The sequence below is a fragment of the Paenibacillus polysaccharolyticus genome, from assembly GCF_023714295.1.
GTDB classification, from domain to species: domain Bacteria; phylum Bacillota; class Bacilli; order Paenibacillales; family Paenibacillaceae; genus Paenibacillus; species Paenibacillus polysaccharolyticus_A.
Map to the genome: position 1 here is coordinate 1,883,387 of NZ_JAMAUN010000001.1, position 18,985 is coordinate 1,902,371.

An 18,985-nucleotide genomic window follows, 5' to 3' on the forward strand; every position below is an offset into this window, starting at 1 on the left:
TTTCTAGTCCTGTTTCGTAGAGATACTAATCTCTTCAAACATCCTTTCCCTTAAATTCGAATTATTCAGGATTTCACTCCAAGGTTCCTTCACCTGCGCCAGAGCGACCTCCATCCGCTCAGCCAAAACCCGGCGGTTATTCAGATCATTGACTACAGCTTCCGTGACGGATTCCAATCCCATCCTTTCAATCCATTCCGAGGTCCGCTCCAGATATTTGCCTGTCTCCCGGTAATGTTGCATGAACGCGGCGACAATCTCCAGAAGTTCTTCATCTGTTCGCACCTTACACAGCAGTTCAGCAAGTCGGGCTTTAATTCCGCCATTACCGCCAACGTAAATTTCCCAAGCTCCCTCATTACCGACGATCCCAATATCCTTGGTTGTTGACTCCGCGCAGTTACGCGGACAGCCGTTAACGGCAAGCTTGAACTTGGCCGGCATATCTAACCGCTCGAACTTCTTCTCAAGCATTATTCCCATTCCCATCGAATCTTTCGTACCAAAACGGCAGAACTGTGATCCCACGCATGTCTTGACCGTGCGAAGCGCCTTCGCATACGCATAACCGGACGGCATGCCAAGGTCCTTCCAGATCTTTGGTAGGTCCTCTTTTTTGACCCCAAGCAGGTCCAGCCGCTGACCACCGGTTACTTTAACCAGCTTGACGTTGTATTTCACCGCAATATCAGCAATAAGTCTGAGATCGTCCGGAGTGGTTACCCCGCCGTACATTCGCGGCACAACGCCAAATGTTCCATCCTTTTGAATGTTCGCATGCATCCTTTCATTCACAAAACGTGAATCCTTCTCGTCCACATGCTCAGTTGGCCAGATCATACCCAGATAGTAGTTCAGCGCAGGACGACATTTAGAGCAGCCCTCCGGGTTATCCCATTCCAGCGCATATCTTACTTCTTTAGATGTGATCAGCCCTTTTTCTTTAATCGCCGTCACGACTTCATCTCTGCTCAGTGTGGTACAGGAACAGATTGTTTCCTGTTTCGCCGCCGCTGAATCATACTTGTCCCCGAGCACATATTGAAGAATCTGCTCTACAACCGGTCTGCAACCTCCACAAGAACGCGATGCACTTGTGGCCACCTTGATCTCTTCTACCGTGGTTAATCCTTTTTCGTTAATGGCATCCACAATGTGTTTTTTCGTCACACCATTACAACCACATACGATTTCCTCATCCGCCAGCTCTGCGGCCGTATTCCCGGTTTCGACCGAGGCTTGTCCCATAATCGCATTATGAATGGCTTCTGTCATTACAGTGCCTGTTCGAATCCACTGCTGCAGTCTGGAAGATTCCTTTCCGTCACCAATCAGAACACCGCCGACGATCCGTCCGCCGCGCAGGAGCACTTTTTTGTAAATACGTAACCACTCATCATGCATCCGCACTATAGACAGTCCTTCTGCATCCATAAACTCACCAGCGGAGAACACGTCTACACCAGATATTTTTAGTTGAGTAGATACCACAGATCCTTCATATGGCTTCGTATCCACTCCGCACAGATGCTTCGCAAGGACAGCTCCCTGTTCAAAGAGTGGAGCTACCAGCCCATATGTAATGCCCCGATGCTCGTTACACTCCCCTACTGCATAAACATCCGGTGCTGAAGTACGCATATAATCATCCACAAGAATCCCGCTATTAACCACAATGCCGCTTTTCTTGGCTAATGCAGTGTTTGGTCGAATCCCCACCGCCATGACTACGAATTCTACATCCAGTGTCGCGCCGTCGGTAAAACGAATCCCGCTGACCCGATCATCTCCGAGAAACTCCTCAGTCTGTTTGCCGGTAGCAAATTTCAATCCTTGGCTTTCCAGCTCTGCCTGAAGCATCAGTGAGGCGGTATGATCAAGCTGACGTTCCATAATCTCCTCAAACAGATGGACCACTGTCACATCCATCCCCAGTTTGAGTAGCCCCTTGGCAGCCTCCAATCCAAGCAGGCCCCCACCAATAACAGCAGCCTTCTTGTACTGATCTGCTGCATGCAGCATGTTTTGGCAATCTGCGATATCTCTGAAACCTACAATACCCTCTTTATCTGCTCCTGGTACCGGAAGCATAAACGGATTGGAACCGGTTGCAACAATGAGCTTGTCATATGGAACCTCCATACCATTGTCTGCCTTCACAATTTTTTGTTCAGTATCAATATGTGTTACAGTCGTTCCGGTATATAGGTCTATTCCATTCTCTAAATACCAGTTCCTGTCATTCAAAATAATGTCTTCTACTGCTTTACTCTTCTCTAACACATACGATAACTGAATGCGATTGTAGTTGGGATAAGGTTCACTCCCAAATACGGTAATCCTGTAGGTGCTGGGCGCCAGTTTTAAGATCTGTTCCACCGTGTTAATCCCAGCCATCCCGTTACCAATCAAGACTAAATGCCGACGTTCTTGTACTTTTACCATGCAGATACCTCCTACCTAATATTCCTATCTATGACAAAGAAAACTTGTAACCTACTAAACAACAAAAATACAATTGAACCATTTTTGGCAGTATTTATAGTATTTATATCAAAGTAGGGTTAGGTAGGGCAACTCTTATTTTGATTTTTAACAAAATAATCACCTGCCCGTTAGTCTATGATCTTGTCCCTCGACAATATTATTTTTATTATTGGAGGTTGGTGTCCATTCTGGAATGGACACCAACCTCCTTCCAATGCTGCTCTACGTTTATCAGTAAAAAGTATTTTCGTATAACTTCCCCGTATGCGCATCAAGTACTTCAGGCGTCCGCTCGTGCTCGCTACCAATCATTCGATATACTAGTTCGTACGGGGCCTCTTCCGTCCTAGCATTGTGCATCCGTTCCCATTGCAGACGCAGCTTGGTCTGTGCCGTCCATCGGTGGATGGCTGTCTGGGAATCAAATGAAGGTACGGTCTCTAGTTTCTTTAACTGTTCTGGCCTTATGGAGGGGGACATCAAACTTTTGACCCTCCCATTGGAGCGGTCAACAGCTAGTTGATAGCATTCATCCCTGACAGATACGTCTTGAACATATACGCCAAAGCGAATGATTTCCAAACGATCTTCGTCATCGGTCTCTTCAGTTAGAAGCTTGAGATACGGCAACATTTCGGCTGCTAATCCTCGGACATAGTCCATAGCTACTTCTATACATGCCTCTCGATCCCAGGTTAATGGAGCTAGTTGATCTGGCTTACCATGCGAAACAAAGTCAATCAGTTGTCCGGTTTGGCTGTCTACTCGCGCCTTGACGGCTCCCTCCATCTGATCAGCCCAATAGGCCTTCCAAGACCGGTCATTCTTGGCTGGACGTTCTTCATTCTGTTGCTTCCACACCATCAACTTGGTGTTCGAGTCAATATTGTCGTCCTGTACTATCTGAAATTGGTCGTTGTCTACGCCAATCCACTCTTCTAGGCTTCGTGCGAGCGGGAACTCACCTGGCCACTCGTCCAGAGTTCTTGGGTCAGAGGGGACAACTTTTGCCCTATAGGTTGTTAGAACTTCCTCTTGTGATGATGCAGTATAGATTAGTCCTCTACTTCGGGGGGCGTAAACAAGATGGACCTGATCGTCACCATCCGTGTACACGGCTTTGTCCAATTTGCAATATTCCACATGTAACAAAAAATTGGCTTTCATACACGCCATCTGTTCTTCTTCTGATGTGATCATGGTTGGGATGGCCGGCCCTGGAACAGTTCCGTAGTACTTAAATCCGACCACGCGACCGCTGGGGTGAACCATAATCAGGCATCCCGTCTCAGGAAGTGGCAGCCCCATCGCCTTCTGCTGTCGTGTGTACCCAAACATCCCTTCCATCCACTCCATCTCACAATACGGAAAGTCACGCAGTGCGCCGGGATAATGATCTTCCAGGAATTGCTCTGCCTGCTGTTTGAGCTTCTCCTCAGATAGCCGTGTCTCGTTGTCCAATGAGGCCCAGGAAATGGAATAGTCTATCAAGTTGCCGTCTTTGGAGAGCGTAGCAGAAACGGCATCATCACTCCCCGTTTTAACCCATAAGAATCCGGCTTCGCCCTTCCCTGTTCCCCTCATGGTATTCTCTTGATAGTCATTAACGATTAAATTATAATCCGGTGAAACGGCAAACTGGTGCTCTGCTTGTTGTCTTAACTTCAGGCGTAATGTATCCAGGTCTCGTTCGAGAAAATCTTGAGCCATTTCGTTGCGCAAATGTTCCAGCCCCTTCCGTAATTGTGTTTTTACAGTACCTAAAGGCATATCCAGGAGATGGGCGATTTGCTGCTGGGTCAGGTCCTTCTTATATTTTAAAAACAGAAGCTGACGCAGCTTCGGATTCAGACTGGCCAATGCACGCTCCAGATCCAGGGCTTGATCGATATCATTAATGACCAATGGCTCTTGTGCCAGCGGGTCTTCGCTCAGGTGAACACGCTTGGATTTCTCCAGATGATTGAGCGCCCGGTTCACCACAATTCTGGTAAGCCAGCTCTCAAACGCTTCGGCTTGCTGCAGCGTGTGCAGTGACTCATAAGCCTTAACCAGGGCATCCTGAACGATATCCTCCGCATCTTTGGACTCCCGTACATAATGGCGAGCCACTCGGTGCAGCTTATCCGTTCGATCCTTTATAAGAGAAACGAAGGCATCGTGATCTCCGTTTAGTGCGGCGCTGATTTGTTGCTGGGCATCTATCAATGTCGTCCACCTCCTGTTATATAGACAGCTAACTCACGGATTTGGATTTTATTAATGTAAAATTATTCTTTTACTTGGCTTAATTTATTTCCTTTGCTATCAGTACATTTAGATATACACCTAATCGGTAATTGAACTATGTTCTTGTTCTTCGACAATACCGTGTGCAGCCACTATTTTGTTAAGTTCACTTCGTCCCTACACTTTCATTGTTATTCTATTGAGCTTGATTTTTTGTTATATTAATTAGTGATGGAGAGAACATATCATTTTTAAAATAACGCCTTCTTTGCCAATCATAGTACAATTCTGCTTTTTAGTGTTATATGTAGAATATCCTATATTTTACTTTCAAGCATATAAAATTTAGTCAGTCGTATGCTCAAGTGGTGAGAATTACGTTAGGTATCTCGTCTTTATGTCTAAGACCCAAGCTACATATATAAAGCTGTATATTCAATAAAGATTGATTATGAGGTGAACAATGAACAGAACATTAGATCAATTGCGCTACATAGAAAAATATGAAAGTTGGGAAGGGGCATTGGAGGTTAAAGCTTCGGTAGATTTATTTAATACGGAGATATATTCGCTTAATACGTATATCGATACTAAATATGCACTAACCACGGAAGATCTAAATACAATTCATTTTGTTAAAAAGTATTTTCACGAGATATATACGATCTTCTTAGAAAGTTTGTTGGAATGGCAATCCTACGGGATTTCTTATGAGATATATGATGAACAAAATCTCTCGTTTGAATCGATTTATCCTAAAGAGATAGAGGACCTCCATTCATATGTAGGTCTTCCTATACTTCAGATTCTGCATGACCATGCTAAAGATGGGCATTCATACTATTCCCTTAATTTTAACAAAAACTGCAGAATTTCTATTGAACATGGCTTTACAGCCCTATTCCATAAAAAAGAACTCATCGATCTCTCCCCTTCTGATATTGATTCTGCAATTAGCGGACTTCAATATATTGAACCCGATTGTTCACAATGGGAAAAAGGTTTTTGGAGGTTAAAACCAAAACTTGAGAACAGTCACTACAATGAGCCTGGAGTGATTAGAAACAGGTGGATCAGCGGCCTTTTTGATTAACGAGCAATACTAATCGTAGAATCATTTGTGTTGTTGAAGCTTTTTCATGCCCTGGCAGATAGGTTACTTTATTCTTGGTATCAAAAATGCTTTCTCAATTTTTTCATGGCCTAGCTGAGAATAATATTCCATAGCAATCGGTGCAGAGAGTAACAATAAAGCTACTTCTTCTCATAAATGTTTTCGCAAACATTCAACAAGCTCTTTTCAGGCAATTGGTACAAGTTCTTATCCCAATCTAAGGACATGAACTTGTACCGATAAAATAAAAAAGCCGCTAAATTAGCGACTTTAATGGATATATATTCCTGTCCCTCGACAACCGGCCCTTTTTACAACTTTCGTTTACTGCGGCTTTTAAACCAATTCTTCCCCCGCAAAACCATGGTTTGCTTCGTTACGAATATTCGAGTTCTCTACCGTAACTAGTTCGGAAAATAACTTTTACGAAGAACCACTACGATATCTGTCTGAGGCACAAATAAATTATAATTCGTTACATGCACTTGTCTCGTTTCGGTTACGGATTCAATCTTTAATTCAGGAGGAAGACAGCGCTCGATGTGAGTAATTAATGTTTCTTTGGTAAATCTCCAAATTACACCATCAATCGAAGAGTTCGCCATATAACCACCGTCCGTTACAGAACCTGAAAGAGACTTGAGTATAACCGGATCCGTAATAATGATTGATCCACCATCACGTAACAATCTGCTGCTCTCAATGAAGGCTTTTTTATGATGACGAATGTGATGAAAGCTTCGTGCAAATAAAATCATATCACAGCAATGTTCAGGTAAAGAAGTCGGCTTATCAATGAAGGCATGGATATAGGAATCAAACCTCCCCCACTTCTTTCCAAGTTTCAGCGCATTTAAATTCGGATCCATATTGAGAAAACGAATATCCTTCTGCTTGCGAAGATACTTGTTCAGTAAACCTGTACCACAGCCCACCTGAAGAACATCGCCCCTTAAAGGGGGTAAAACTTTGTAGACATTATGAGGAATAGGGAAGTTCTGAACGTACATGGCTAATTCGTAGAGAATCGGATAACGCTCTTGTAATCGAACTAATTTACTGGTGTAGAAAGGTTTCCGCTTTTTGCGACGTTTAAAGTCCCATTTGTTCAAATAGTAGATAGGGCTTAATAACAAGAACAGAATAATAAAGACTCCTTGGACGCCATAAATTCCAATTGTACTAAACAGACCATTGGAATTATGAGGCATCATTTGTTTAGAAGTATTCAAAATGATCACTCCCCTCTCACAGCGCTATAAATGATGTGGAATCTGTCTAAAATAACAAATGAATCCGATATATAGTTTAATTCGTCAAAAAATACATATATACTTTCCGTAACCAATGCTTTCTACCAAATGACTTACGAAGCGGAGGGAATCTGATCGATGTATCACCATGATTTTGTTGAAGTTGCTTATGTATATGAAATTGAAACATATTCTTGTCCCTCATCTTAGCATCGAAAAAGCCGCCCACAGGCGACCTTTTGAGCAAGAATACGATTTTTAATTTGAAGTAGGATCTCAGGACGGATCATACAGGTCTGCATCATGTTCTTCGATCCAATCAATTTGCCTGGATCCATAGCCAGCCATCGTTTGCTGCACATCCAGCACCTCTAATTCCGGTGTCAGCCAAGGCGTTTTTTTCTTTTCCATCGGTCATTCCCTCCTTTCTACAAAACTGGAACCAAGATGCGAACACCTGTACATTACTTGCGCGATACAAACTTTTGGGATACAATATGTATCTTTGTGAAAATTATAAGACACAATACGTATCGAAGTAAACAACTATTTCATCCTTTTCTATGTTCATCCTTTTCTATGGGTGAAGTATTTCCCTGTAGCGCTAACTGCCCAAGTTAAAGCTCGCTCACCTTTAGATCGCTTTTTATTTAGACATATATCTAATCGGCAATCGGACTATGTCCATGTCAATTCCGGCAATGAGAACAAGTACTAGTCCTTGGCTGGGAACATGTTCTTGTCCCCATTCTACCCATCGGTACATGATCTAGCATGGGCGTTACCGATCTTAATTTCACTCATCTTTCTTGGCTTAGCTTCATAATCTGTTCTTGAGTACTGTTAAATGTCTGGGTCAGTAAGTTGAACTTTTCTTGAATTTCACTCAATTTGTCATATAGAGCATTTCTCTTTTTAATAGCAAGTTTGATTTCTTTAAGATCTGTTTTAGTACGCCCTCTCATTGCTCCGTACACTTGCTCTTCAGCATCCAAACCCAATCCATAAGCTTCAATAAACATCTGAAGTGTTTGGTTTCTTGACTCATATTGTTCGAGAGATTTTTCCGCAAGAGAAAGTGTTTTTTCTTTTTCAAACGAAAGTTTCAGCAGTGATTGTTGAAGTGATTTCGTTTGTTCATCTGCCTGCTGCCTAGCTTTTTCTATTTGTTCAAGAATAGTTCTTCGCGCCTGTATATGAGTTTTCACTTGCTCCAGCAACTCTGTTACGTTACTGTTTTTCTCCCTCCCTTGACTCAGAATAACATTGTATAATTTCATATCTTCTTGTTCATGATTTGAAAGGGACTCCAGACCTTTGTCGATCGCCTGACTATTTTGAGCTAGATGATTAATCTGATTGACCGCTGGCTCCTGAGGCTCTCCACATCCGTTAAGTAGGAGAAGTAATATGGTAATAAGAACAGCATATATCCGTTTTTTACTTGTGATTTTCACCGGTTTTCCCTCTTTTACTGTTATTTTATCTAAGTTAAATTACAAGCGAGGATCGTGACTGAAATTAACAACCATATGCTCATTCGGATTGTAAACCTCAAACTCATAGCCTTTTGCTCTCAGTAGCTTAAGAATTTGTGGCAGAGCTTCTACAGTCTGTTTCCGTTCATGCATCAGAATAACTTCTATATCTCGGTGTGCGCCTCTTTCTATCCGGGATATAATTTTATTGGGCTGACCGGGAAGGTTCCAGTCAAGTGAGTCCGTTGTCCAGTCCCACAATTTAAACCCTGCTGCCGCGATATCTCCTCTAAATGCCTCACCGATCTGTGGGCTGCTTCCATAAGGCGCACGTATCAGATGTGGTGTATATCCAATCAAAGCCTCGACCTTATTTTGTACTTCTTTAAATTCATTCAAAAAGTTGTCTGAGCTGCCGCTCTTATATAACTTTTTATAACTATGTGTCATACTATGCAACCCGGGATAACTGCCTTCTTTCACCAAACGTATCACCGCTTCCGGGTAGTGATCCAGATTCTCTCCAACCATAAAAAAAGTAGCTTTAGCATCATACTGGTTCATAATGTCAAGCAATTGCTCCGTGTATTTGCTAGGGCCATCATCAAAGGTAATATACGCTACTTTGCTGATTTGACCCAAGAATCTCGTCGGTTGCTCTTTTGAGTCTGGCGAACCCTGTATGAACCCTAATTGAACAGGCTCTTTAATAACAGAAATGGGTGGCGGTTCAACCATCGTCTTTATCCAATGTGTCTTACCGCTGAATACATGCGTAGTCCCCATGACAAGGAGAATCAAACCCATAAGTACTAAACTTAACTTTCCATAACGAATCTTCCTTCTTCCTTTGCGACTTCCACCGCGAATTGCAATTCCGTTCACTTGTGTTGATTCATGATGTGATTTCAAAACCTGTCCACGTCCTATCATCTCGTAATTATGCTAACTATTAATCTATGAACTCGTTCTTACATAAAATTCATAGAAAAATTCGCCGGTAACCTTCAATTGTAATTGCCTTACGGAAACAAGACGGGCAAGTTGTTTGAAAAGTTTGATTTTTCAATTAGAAATTTCAACCACTGTGATCTTATCTGTGATTGGGCGGGTCACTAGCCCCCAACAAGAAAAAAAAGACCGCTGGCGCAAATGTTTGCGGGCGGTCTTTGTTGTGATCGAATATGAGGGCGGACAGAAAAGGAGGAAAGTGCGTTTTTAATTTTCTGTGTTGGAGATCGTGATCTGACCCTGCTTGTTGTCTTGGATGACCTTCAAATTCAGAATATTGGACAGGAATTCCAGCGGAACGTAGACGTATCCATTTCTCATTTCCTTTACCGCCCCGAGCTTGTGGGAAGCATTTTTTCCAAGAAAATAGCTGTCCTTGTTCAAGCTGATGGAGCTCCTGAGGGCTCCTTTGGTAATGTCGGTGGTTTTGCTTTTGCCATTCCAAGTAACGTCTTAATTCAGCTGGCGCAGCACGTTGGCTAAAAGAATCATTAGCTTACCGTCTTTGCCGATGTAATGCTTGCTGGAAGGAATGATCGCTTGGACAGCTCCGTGTACTTTAATTTGGTCCGGTAGCTTCACGGCAAATTCAGGCGTGCCGGTTGATCCAGGAGCGATGCTGTATTTTTGGAATACGATATGTGCATGGCCGTCCTTCACGTAAAAGCTTTGCTCGGGGTGTATGTTCTGAAACCCGTCCTTCCCTTTAAAATAATGCTCTTGCTCTGCAGCAATTGCTGATTTAATATACGCATCCAGAATGGAGAGATACTTATTACCGAACAGATTTTCAAGCGTTACGCGCTTCGCCTGTGCTTCATTTGTGAAGTTGTACGTGTCGACACGTGTATCGGGATTGTTCATGCCGGTCCCCTCCGTGGTGATTTTAAGGGAGACCATGCCGTTGTCCGATCCGTCTGATGTCAGCTCATATTGGATCAACAACTGGTAGGGATGCATGGCGTAGCCATTCTTTTTGGCCAAGGTGGAAGCTTCAGCGGCGGCCTTTTCCCATTTTGCAAGATCCTTGGAGGCATGGGTCTCAATGATATCGTTCAGCTGATCCTGATATTTGGAGTCTGCGAGTCCTTGGAATACGGGAATGGTGATATCCGTCTTCAGCCATTTCTCAGATGAGTGGAGTTTCTTGCTTGTAACCATCTTCGTGGCAAGCACGGGAGCCGTAATCTGTCCGTTACCGGAATCGGATTGGACCTGTGCATGTGCGGAAGAATGCCCGGAAGCGGACACCATCAGAATGCCTGCTAAGCCGGCTGCGGCCAAGGTTTTAGTCCATTTTGTTGTATGTTGTATCGTTTTCATTGTAATTACCTCCTGGTGATTAAAAAAGATTTAGTCGTATAGTAGTTATTGAACATACTCGTTGCTGACGAGCAAGTATTGGATCGCCTCCGTCGGAATCGTAAACTCGACAACGCCCATGGAGCCAGGCGCTACGTCATATTCATTGAAGCTGATGACCAGCTTGCCGTCCTGATTAATGTAGAAATTCTGATCCTTCGCGATGCTGCGGAACAGTTCCTCCTTCGGCATATCCGTCTTGCTTCCCGGCTGGTCAACCCAGTAAATCTTGCTTGAGTCGTTTTTCATCTGCTGACGCATTTGCTCTTTAATATTGTCGCTGATCACTTGGATATAGCGGTCGTCGCTGAAGAGGCTCGGCAGGGTGAGGACGATATGGTTGACTTTATCGATGGTATCGTATTTGCGGGATTCAGCGGAGGATCCAGCTGATTCGACGACATAACGAGAGAGGGTTAGCAGCTGGTCCGTATCGTTGACGACTTCATAGCCGCTTTCCAGCCCGAGATGCCCTCCCCCGCTTTTTTCCAGCTGGGCCACATCATTCTTGAAGCTCTCGTACAGCTTCTTGTTCTCCTCCAAATATTTGGTATTCAGGGACTGTTCCAATTCAGGATTGCCGGTACCGGCTATGCCGGGCGTTTTAAGATGCACATCGGTGTTTTCGTTTTCTTCGGCATATTCCCGGATGGTGATCACCTTGACAATCTGCCCGAGCACCGGCACTTCAGACAGCGCCTTGGCGAAGGCCGGGCTGGCGTTTACACCGACAGACAGTAGGATGCAGGCAGCTGCAGCACTTACGAGCCAGGGCATGGCCTTTATTTTTGTTCGCCGGGAAGCAATCGTTCTATTCACCATCTCATTTAATTCTTCAGGAATAGGAATGGACTCATACTCCTGTTTCATCCTATTTAGCTTATCATCCATTATCGTCTCTCCTCTTTTTGTTCTTCCTCGCTCATGTTTACCCGAAGCTTCTGCAGTCCTTGATAGAGCCTTGTTTTCACGGTATTGAGATTCTCGTTGAGCACTTCGGCAATTTCTTCGATCTTCATATCTTCAAAAAAGCGAAGGATAATCAAAATACGGTATTTTTCCGGCAACTCATCCAGTGATCTTGCCAGATCCAGATCGGCATAATGATCTTGGCTGCTTGGAAGCACAACCTCCAGTTTTTCTTCGTCCATGATTTGGACTTTTTTCTGTTTTCGTATGAAATCCAGGGACGTTGTCACGATGATCCGAAAAAACCAGCTTTTTAATGAACCCGTATTCTTCAGGTTTTCGATGGACATGAACGCTTTATGGATGGCATCCTGTACGATGTCGAGGGCATCCTCTTTGTTGCGGACATAGCTGTAAGCCAGTCGATATGCACTTTCTTGGTTATCGGTGATACATTGAATTAGAAGCTTTTCCAGCTTCCGGCCGACTCTCATCTAATCAGACACTCCTTTGGGCCCGCGCGGGTAACCATCAATTGCAATTGCCTTACGGAAGCAAGACGGGCGAGTTGTTCAAAAAGTTTGATTTGCAAAAAAAAAAATTCAACTGCTGGATTTTGTCTGTAATTTAGGCGAGCCAATCAAGCCGCGCAACAAATAAAAGACACCAGCTTCACCGGGGTCATGAGCTAATGTTTATTCACTTTTATATATTCGGATAAGTATTGCGGAATTATGTCCACCGAAGCCAAACGAACTTTTTTAGCGAAAAAATACTAACTGATTAAGTCATGTTCTTCTCTTTTTTGTGGGAAATTCCATAATGCAAACCAATCATAAGAATCCCTTCCTTTAGGAGCTTCACTATGTCGATGAGATGCACCTCACCATGATTTTTCCTCAAATGGGTGAATTGAATGTGAATGTATAAAGGAATTTTTCTGTAAACTGCCCGATACAGACGATATAGAAAAAAGCAGCTGATTCTCTTAATCAGCTACTCTATATCATTGAACTAACGTTCCCTGTGAGTCAGGCAGATTAACTTCATCTATATCCTCAAAACCGACAAAGTAATAATGCTGTTCGTCTAATTCTATTAAGCCTCCATCTGTCGAGTCAGAAGAAGAAATTAAACTTCCGCCATGGTATAGCTTACAAGAGACATTATATTATTTCAAACTGAATCCATTTACTTCATACCCGACCTTTATTTGTCCTTCGGTGTATTCACACTTCTTCAATTAATAGCGCCCTTATCAACCATTTTTGTTTGAATTTCAATATTTGCTCCTTACATCATGCAAAATAAAGACGAAGCCATAGAATGATTTATGGCCTCATAATAGCATTCTAAAGATTGAATGAGAAATCCGATGTTGTTTTCTCTACTTTATAAGTAATTTCAGAAGGGATGGAAGACGAAGGGCCACCAGAGATTGATACGTTAGGAGCTACATTGAGAGATTTTCATGCCGTTCCTTTAAACACACAATAAAACCATCTTCTTTTGAATCGTAATCCTTCAGTTTTTTTGTTGTATTTACAACAAAAATTATATCGTTTATAATCATCCAAAAGAATGTTTAATTTGTTTATCATTACAAAATGAATTTTTGAAAGGATTATAAGAAATGAAATCAAAAAAAATAGACTCCATTGAGGGGCTCAACATCGCTTTTCAAATAAGAGAAGAAGTGTTTGTGAAAGAACAAAATGTACCAATTGAAGATGAGTTTGACGATTATGATCAATTAGATGGACAGTGTGAGCACATCCTGGTCTATTTTAATGAACTACCCGCCGGAACAGGCAGAATTATTATTCAAGATGGCGTAGGTAAACTCGATCGTATATGTATCTTAAAATCTTATCGCCAATTTGGTCTCGGTAAATTAATCGTTACATCACTGGAAGAGATTGCAGAAGATAAAGGAATATCCAAAGTTAAATTACACGGACAGACACATGCAGAGGGATTTTATCACAAGCTAGGATACCAGACGACCTCCGATGTATTTATGGAAGATGGAATACCGCATTATCTAATGGTGAAAGATTTATTATCGAAATGATGCCGTTATCACGTGTAAATCAATATTTAATTTATGCAATAGGTATCTTAATTTTAACTCTTGGCATTACATTGACCATACAATCAAAGCTTGGAAGCTCTCCATTCGATGCTCTTCTGGTCGGATTGTCCCTAAACGTAGGTTTAACTGTTGGCAGCTGGGAGATTATCATTGCCCTAGTTATGATATTTTTTAATTCGTTGCTACAAAAACAGAAACCTGAATATTTGGGTTTAGTAACTGCACTTATAACAGGCATTTGTATTGATTTCTGGCTGTTATTGTTACGGACTTGGGTGGCACCTGATCTAATGTATTTGAAATTTTTGTGTTTCGGCTCTGGTTTGGTTGTTGCAGGAATAGGAACGGCCATGTATCTACAGACCAATTTTGCACCGATTCCGATCGATCGATTAACACTCTCACTACAAAAAATAACTCGAACGAATATATTTTTTGCGAGAACTCTGATTAATGTTGTAATCCTGTTCATGGCATTCATTTTTAATGGACCCATAGGTATAGGAACTGCACTGGCTGTCTGCTTCAGTGGGGCCATTTTAAATGTTTTTATGCCATGTATTGGAGAGATGATAGAAAAATGGAGTTCAACAGAATCAGGAAGTAATGAGGTCGATGGAAACCATTCCGTTTAGAATACCCGAGGGCAAGAACTTGTACTGACAAAATAAAAAAGCCGCTAAAATAGCGACTTCAATTGGAACATGTTCTTTCCCACGACACTGTACTTTGCATTGCTTAATTGTTACCTATCTTTTTATTTGTGATTTTGCATTCCAATTATCAGGAGGTTTTCTACCTCCTGAAAACCAATTACAACCATTGTTTATCCAGACTTCTCTCCACATTCGATATGATTCCTCATTGTTGTAAATTCCATCATCATCAAATCCGTACTGAAATCCGCAACAAGGACATATTTCGTCAGAGGGTACACCTCTATGATCATATGGTGCTTCATACAGCCCTTGATAATTGCACACTAAACAATTTTTTTCATCCATATCCAGCCTCAATGATTATTGGTCTATTCCATCAAATCGGTTACTGCCCCTTTGGAAGCAGAAGAAACTAATTTGGCATATTTGGCGAGTACACCGGATTTTACTTTCAGCGGAGGTTGTACCCAAGCTTGTGCTCGAGCGACTAGTTCTTCTTCTGATACTTCAACCTTCATTTCCTGAATATCACTGTTAATGGTGATAATATCCCCATTTTGGAGTAAAGCGATCGGTCCGCCTACTTGTGCTTCAGGTGATACATGGCCAACTACAAATCCGTGTGAGCCACCCGAGAATCGACCATCCGTGATGAGAGCCACTTTCCCGCCGAGTCCTTTGCCTACGATAAGTGCTGTAACGGAAAGCATCTCAGGCATACCTGGTCCACCCTTCGGCCCACAGTAACGTATGACCACAACGTCGCCTTCTTTAATTTCATCATTCGTAATCGCTATTGTTGCTTCATCTTCGCTATCGTACACCTTGGTAGGGCCGGAGAACTGCTGGATCTTCATGCCTGACATTTTGGCAACAGCACCTTCGGGAGCGAGGTTTCCTCGAAGTACAACCAATGGTCCATCAGGTTTCAGCGGATTATCGAGTGGTCGTATAATCTCTTGATCATTCGGAAGTGGATCAGCTTCCGCTAAATTCTCCGCCAATGTTTTACCTGTTACGGTGAGGCAATCCCCATGTAGTAATCCCTCAGCAAGCAATAGCTTCATTACCCCTGAGACGCCACCGATATCGTTTAAATCTTGCATCACATATTGACCACTTGGCTTCAGATCTGCCAAATGAGGAACACGCAAGCGAATACGTTCAAAATCATCCAGAGTCAAATCGACTTCTACTGAATGCGCAATAGCTAGCAAATGCAGAAATGCGTTAGTTGATCCTCCCAGAGCCATAACAACAGTAATTGCATTCTCAAATGCTTTTTTCGTCATGATGTCTCTTGGGTAGATTTCCTGTTCAAGCAGTGAGATGACCTGTTTACCGGCTGCTTCGCATTCCTTTGCTTTATCCGCTGAAATCGCTGATGTCGAAGAAGAACCCGGTAAACACATACCCATGGCTTCTGCAGCTGCGGCCATCGTATTAGCGGTATACATACCCCCGCAAGCCCCTGGGCCTGGGCAAACACTACATTCGACCTTATGTAGCTGTTCATCTGTTATTTTGCCATCTTGATATTGACCAACGGCTTCAAAAGCCGAAACGATATCTACTTTTTTGCCGTCGAGATTACCTGGTTGAATGGTTCCACCGTATACATAAACGGAAGGAATGTTCATGCGTCCAATAGCCATCAGACATGCAGGCGTATTCTTGTCACAACCACCGATCGCAACAACGCCGTCAAAACGCTCGGCTCCGGTCACAATTTCAATCGAATCCGCAATAGCTTCCCTACTAGGCAGTGAGAACAACATCCCGCCATGACCCATCGAGATTCCATCCGAAACGGTAATTGTATTAAAAATCAGTGGAGCACCACCGTTATCGCGTGCACCCTGCTTAGCTTGTAACGCTAAATCATTGATGTGCATATTACATGGTGTTACCTCACTCCACGTACTCGCTATTCCGATCATTGGCTTTTTAAAATCCTCATCTTGAAAACCAACTGCACGCAGCATCGCTCTGTTCGGTACCCGGTTAGCGCCTTCACTGATTACCTTACTTCGAATACGAAGATCTTTTTTATTCTCCATGTTTCTTCCCTCATTTCAAAGTATTTCGTTCAGTTCCTGCATCGGCCGAATGAAATTTTGTTTCATTAGTTTATGGGCTTCTTCACTATTTTTGCCTTCAAAAGCTTGAATAATCAAATCATGCTCTTCGACTGAAGTAAGTGTAGCTGTCATAGGTTGTTTTAAAAACACATATTTAAATCGCCTAATGTGAATCTGAAGAGAGGCATTAAATGTGGCTACATAAGGATTATCTGAGAGCTCCACAATATAATTATGAAATTGCTCATCCACCTCCATAGCCTGATACACTTGTCCATTTTTAATGGAATTTGCAAATTCCAAATTAATAGATCTTAGTTTCTCGATCTGTTCTGGAACAATAATTTTGGCAGTGATTTCAGCAGCCAAGGCCTGGAGAGCAGCCATGGTTGAATACATCTTGAAAATATCGTTTTTCTCAATATTCGTTACTTTTGTTTCTTTTCCTGGATGCATCGATACGAGGCCTTGTACTTCGAGTAACTGAAATGCCTCCCGAATCGGAGTCCGGCTGACTCCAAGTGATTCAGCCATTTCCGCATCAATAAGCTTTTCACCTGGTTGCAGTGTTCCATCAATAATCCATCGCTGAATCTGAGAAAACGCTCTTTCTTTTGCGGACATACGGACCGGTAGGGCAAAATCTTTAGGAATTGGCATGGTTTTCATCCTCATCACAATTATTCTTATATGCAATATATCGCATACACGATTAAGATGCAATTAATATTTCATTTTTTACTCGCTTATTTAAGTTTATTCTGATATCTACCTGTTGTTTTTGCCCGTTCGAATGCATGAAAAAAGCAACCAATCATAGATCAGTTGCCTCCTTGATTTTATTGAGTACGGTTAGATTTATATTCATCATTGAACCTGTTAGTTAGGTTAAACCAAAATGTTGTGTTAAAATGTTCACTAAAACTTGCTTATAATCGTTAAAATCATACGAAGGGTTCCTGAGATGCTTGGTTAAGAGCTTTTAAGAATACCTCTGTTGGTTGTGCGCCGGATATTGCATATTTTCTATCAATGACAAAGAAAGGCGCTCCTGTTATACCTAATTGTTTTGCTGTGGCTTCATCTGAACGCACTTCGCTAGCATATTTGGAGGAATCATGGAGAACTGCGATTGACTCGTCCCTATTCATTCCAACTGATTCTGCAATACTGGCTAAAGTATCATGATCACTAATTAACTTGGCGTCCCTGTAATAAGAATAGAACAGCTTCTCAGCTAATTCCTGATCTTTACCCACAGATTTGGCATACTGGGTTAAACGATGCGCATCAAACGTATTGGTGGGCTTTATTTGGTCGATATTATACACGAGACCCATCATTGCTACTTGTTGTTCAAGTTCAGCATGTGCCTTTTTCGCTTGTTCGAGACTCATACCATGTTTCTCCGAAAGTATTTGATGCATACTTTTGCCTGAGTACATGGATGCTTGCGGATTAAGTTCAAAGCTTTTATATTCAATAAGCACTTCATTCGGAGGAGCGAATTGCTCCAGTGCAGATTCTAATCGTCGTTTACCAATATAACAAAATGGACAAACATAATCCGACCATATCTCGATTTTCATTTTGAATCCTCCCTCACTAACCACCTTAATCGGTGAATACTACATTTAAATTTATTTGTTATAAATAATAGGCATTTTCCTAATCAATGCGTTGTCACGAGCGGCAGAGTACATGAATTTAGCAACATTTTCTCTGGAAACACCTAATTTAGCTGGTTTATCACCGAATGAATAATCATAAGATTGCCCTTTGTATTTGACATTGGGATTAATAATTCGAACGACTGTCCAATTCAGTTTGGATTCCTTAATCATTCCTTCAAGTTTCTTCATTTCTGCATAACCGTTTGGTAGGAAAACTTTCGCTAAGACACCTGGAAGTATCGTGGAAATGTTTTTCTTATCGTCATCGGATTGCAAAGCCGGCGTCGCAAGTGTAATGATCCATTTTTTGTTAAGTTTATTCATAGCCTTAATGATCCGTTCGTGCCCGTCAGCAATCGGCGTGCCTTTAAGCTTTAGTGACATATCGGATGCTGGCCCCAATGTGCTGATTACGACATCTGATTCGGCAACGGCCTTCTCGATGGTTGAAGTATTCGAAAGTTCCCCTTGTACAAGGCTCAAATTTGGATGTTTGAGGCTGATTTTTTGGGGGTTTCTAACATATGCCGTAACGAAATCCCCGTGATCCAAAGCTAGTTGTGTTACAAGCTGTCCAATTGCACCACTTGCACCGAAAATGGTGATATTCATATTTTTCTCTTGTATCTCCTTT

Annotated in this window: 16 protein-coding genes and 1 pseudogene; 3 read left to right on the forward strand and 14 right to left on the reverse strand. The window is 42.3% G+C overall.

Annotation, left to right across the window (positions count from 1 at the left end):
• Positions 1-3: 3 nt before the first annotated feature.
• Both nirB and M3629_RS08620 read right to left on the reverse strand, forming a co-directional pair.
• Positions 4-2,445 carry a nitrite reductase large subunit NirB gene (gene nirB, locus M3629_RS08615; RefSeq protein ID WP_251504196.1) on the reverse strand — a complete coding sequence of 814 codons (2,442 nt, stop codon included), beginning with the start codon at positions 2,443-2,445 and terminating at the stop codon, positions 4-6.
• A gap of 273 nt (positions 2,446-2,718) precedes the next feature.
• Positions 2,719-4,695 carry a sigma-70 family RNA polymerase sigma factor gene (locus tag M3629_RS08620; protein ID WP_251504199.1) on the reverse strand — a complete coding sequence of 659 codons (1,977 nt, stop codon included), beginning with the start codon at positions 4,693-4,695 and terminating at the stop codon, positions 2,719-2,721.
• A gap of 484 nt (positions 4,696-5,179) precedes the next feature.
• On the opposite strand from M3629_RS08620, the gene M3629_RS08625 reads away from it, so the two are divergent.
• A complete protein-coding gene (locus tag M3629_RS08625) occupies positions 5,180-5,809 on the forward strand; it encodes a hypothetical protein (RefSeq protein WP_251504201.1) in 630 nt (209 codons plus the stop codon).
• 425 nt (positions 5,810-6,234) lie between these two features.
• On the opposite strand, the gene M3629_RS08630 is transcribed toward M3629_RS08625, so the two are convergent.
• From M3629_RS08630 to M3629_RS08665, 8 genes and pseudogenes are all read right to left on the reverse strand, one after another.
• Positions 6,235-7,062, reverse strand: a complete 828-nt coding sequence (locus M3629_RS08630; RefSeq protein ID WP_251504204.1) for a class I SAM-dependent methyltransferase — start codon at positions 7,060-7,062, stop codon at positions 6,235-6,237.
• Positions 7,063-7,359: 297 nt separating this feature from the next.
• Positions 7,360-7,494: a paeninodin family lasso peptide gene (locus M3629_RS08635; RefSeq protein WP_145414279.1), complete on the reverse strand. Its 135-nt coding sequence runs from the start codon at positions 7,492-7,494 to the stop codon at positions 7,360-7,362.
• Positions 7,495-7,883: 389 nt separating this feature from the next.
• On the reverse strand, positions 7,884-8,540 hold the full coding sequence (locus M3629_RS08640) for a YkyA family protein (RefSeq protein ID WP_251504207.1): 657 nt from the start codon (positions 8,538-8,540) through the stop codon (positions 7,884-7,886).
• A 39-nt stretch (positions 8,541-8,579) separates the two neighbouring features.
• A complete protein-coding gene (locus tag M3629_RS08645; RefSeq protein ID WP_251504210.1) occupies positions 8,580-9,473 on the reverse strand; it encodes a polysaccharide deacetylase family protein in 894 nt (297 codons plus the stop codon).
• A gap of 306 nt (positions 9,474-9,779) precedes the next feature.
• Positions 9,780-10,013 (reverse strand): annotated as a pseudogene (locus tag M3629_RS08650) (stalk domain-containing protein); the annotation flags it as partial.
• A 12-nt stretch (positions 10,014-10,025) separates the two neighbouring features.
• Positions 10,026-10,895, reverse strand: a complete 870-nt coding sequence (locus M3629_RS08655; protein WP_251504213.1) for a DUF3298 and DUF4163 domain-containing protein — start codon at positions 10,893-10,895, stop codon at positions 10,026-10,028.
• 45 nt (positions 10,896-10,940) lie between these two features.
• The gene (locus M3629_RS08660; RefSeq protein ID WP_251504232.1) at positions 10,941-11,825 is read right to left on the reverse strand and encodes a DUF3298 domain-containing protein; all 885 of its coding nucleotides are present in this window, start codon (positions 11,823-11,825) and stop codon (positions 10,941-10,943) included.
• The gene (locus M3629_RS08665; RefSeq protein ID WP_251504235.1) at positions 11,825-12,337 is read right to left on the reverse strand and encodes an RNA polymerase sigma factor; all 513 of its coding nucleotides are present in this window, start codon (positions 12,335-12,337) and stop codon (positions 11,825-11,827) included. Before M3629_RS08665 ends, M3629_RS08660 begins: the two co-directional genes overlap by 1 nt.
• Positions 12,338-13,476: 1,139 nt before the next feature.
• Between M3629_RS08665 and M3629_RS08670 the strand changes: the two genes are divergently transcribed.
• Positions 13,477-13,917: a GNAT family N-acetyltransferase gene (locus M3629_RS08670; RefSeq protein WP_251504239.1), complete on the forward strand. Its 441-nt coding sequence runs from the start codon at positions 13,477-13,479 to the stop codon at positions 13,915-13,917.
• Entirely contained in the window at positions 13,914-14,573 is a 660-nt protein-coding gene (locus M3629_RS08675) for a YczE/YyaS/YitT family protein (RefSeq protein WP_251504241.1), read from the forward strand. The genes M3629_RS08670 and M3629_RS08675 overlap by 4 nt, the downstream gene beginning before the upstream one ends.
• 392 nt (positions 14,574-14,965) lie before the next feature.
• Here M3629_RS08675 and ilvD read toward each other — a convergent pair whose 3' ends face one another.
• The 4 genes from ilvD to M3629_RS08695 form a co-directional block, all read right to left on the reverse strand.
• A complete protein-coding gene (gene ilvD, locus M3629_RS08680) occupies positions 14,966-16,657 on the reverse strand; it encodes a dihydroxy-acid dehydratase (protein ID WP_251504243.1) in 1,692 nt (563 codons plus the stop codon).
• Between the two features lie 15 nt (positions 16,658-16,672).
• Positions 16,673-17,338, reverse strand: a complete 666-nt coding sequence (locus M3629_RS08685) for a GntR family transcriptional regulator (RefSeq protein WP_251504245.1) — start codon at positions 17,336-17,338, stop codon at positions 16,673-16,675.
• 284 nt (positions 17,339-17,622) lie between these two features.
• On the reverse strand, positions 17,623-18,267 hold the full coding sequence (locus M3629_RS08690) for a DsbA family oxidoreductase (RefSeq protein ID WP_251504247.1): 645 nt from the start codon (positions 18,265-18,267) through the stop codon (positions 17,623-17,625).
• A 51-nt stretch (positions 18,268-18,318) separates the two neighbouring features.
• Positions 18,319-18,963, reverse strand: a complete 645-nt coding sequence (locus tag M3629_RS08695) for an NAD(P)-dependent oxidoreductase (RefSeq protein ID WP_251504250.1) — start codon at positions 18,961-18,963, stop codon at positions 18,319-18,321.
• Positions 18,964-18,985 lie beyond the last annotated feature (22 nt).

Excerpts from the sequence above, each read along its gene's own strand:
- nirB (WP_251504196.1), bottom strand. The coding sequence starts at position 2,445 with ATGGTAAAAGTACAAGAACGTCGGCATTTAGTCTTGATTGGTAACGGG.
- M3629_RS08625 (WP_251504201.1), top strand. The coding sequence starts at position 5,180 with ATGAACAGAACATTAGATCAATTGCGCTACATAGAAAAATATGAAAGT.
- M3629_RS08635 (WP_145414279.1), bottom strand. The coding sequence starts at position 7,494 with ATGGAAAAGAAAAAAACGCCTTGGCTGACACCGGAATTAGAGGTGCTG.
- M3629_RS08655 (WP_251504213.1), bottom strand. The coding sequence starts at position 10,895 with ATGAAAACGATACAACATACAACAAAATGGACTAAAACCTTGGCCGCA.
- M3629_RS08660 (WP_251504232.1), bottom strand. The coding sequence starts at position 11,825 with ATGGATGATAAGCTAAATAGGATGAAACAGGAGTATGAGTCCATTCCT.
- M3629_RS08665 (WP_251504235.1), bottom strand. The coding sequence starts at position 12,337 with ATGAGAGTCGGCCGGAAGCTGGAAAAGCTTCTAATTCAATGTATCACC.
- M3629_RS08670 (WP_251504239.1), top strand. The coding sequence starts at position 13,477 with ATGAAATCAAAAAAAATAGACTCCATTGAGGGGCTCAACATCGCTTTT.
- M3629_RS08675 (WP_251504241.1), top strand. The coding sequence starts at position 13,914 with ATGATGCCGTTATCACGTGTAAATCAATATTTAATTTATGCAATAGGT.
- ilvD (WP_251504243.1), bottom strand. The coding sequence starts at position 16,657 with ATGGAGAATAAAAAAGATCTTCGTATTCGAAGTAAGGTAATCAGTGAA.
- M3629_RS08685 (WP_251504245.1), bottom strand. The coding sequence starts at position 17,338 with ATGCCAATTCCTAAAGATTTTGCCCTACCGGTCCGTATGTCCGCAAAA.
- M3629_RS08690 (WP_251504247.1), bottom strand. The coding sequence starts at position 18,267 with ATGAAAATCGAGATATGGTCGGATTATGTTTGTCCATTTTGTTATATT.
- M3629_RS08695 (WP_251504250.1), bottom strand. The coding sequence starts at position 18,963 with ATGAATATCACCATTTTCGGTGCAAGTGGTGCAATTGGACAGCTTGTA.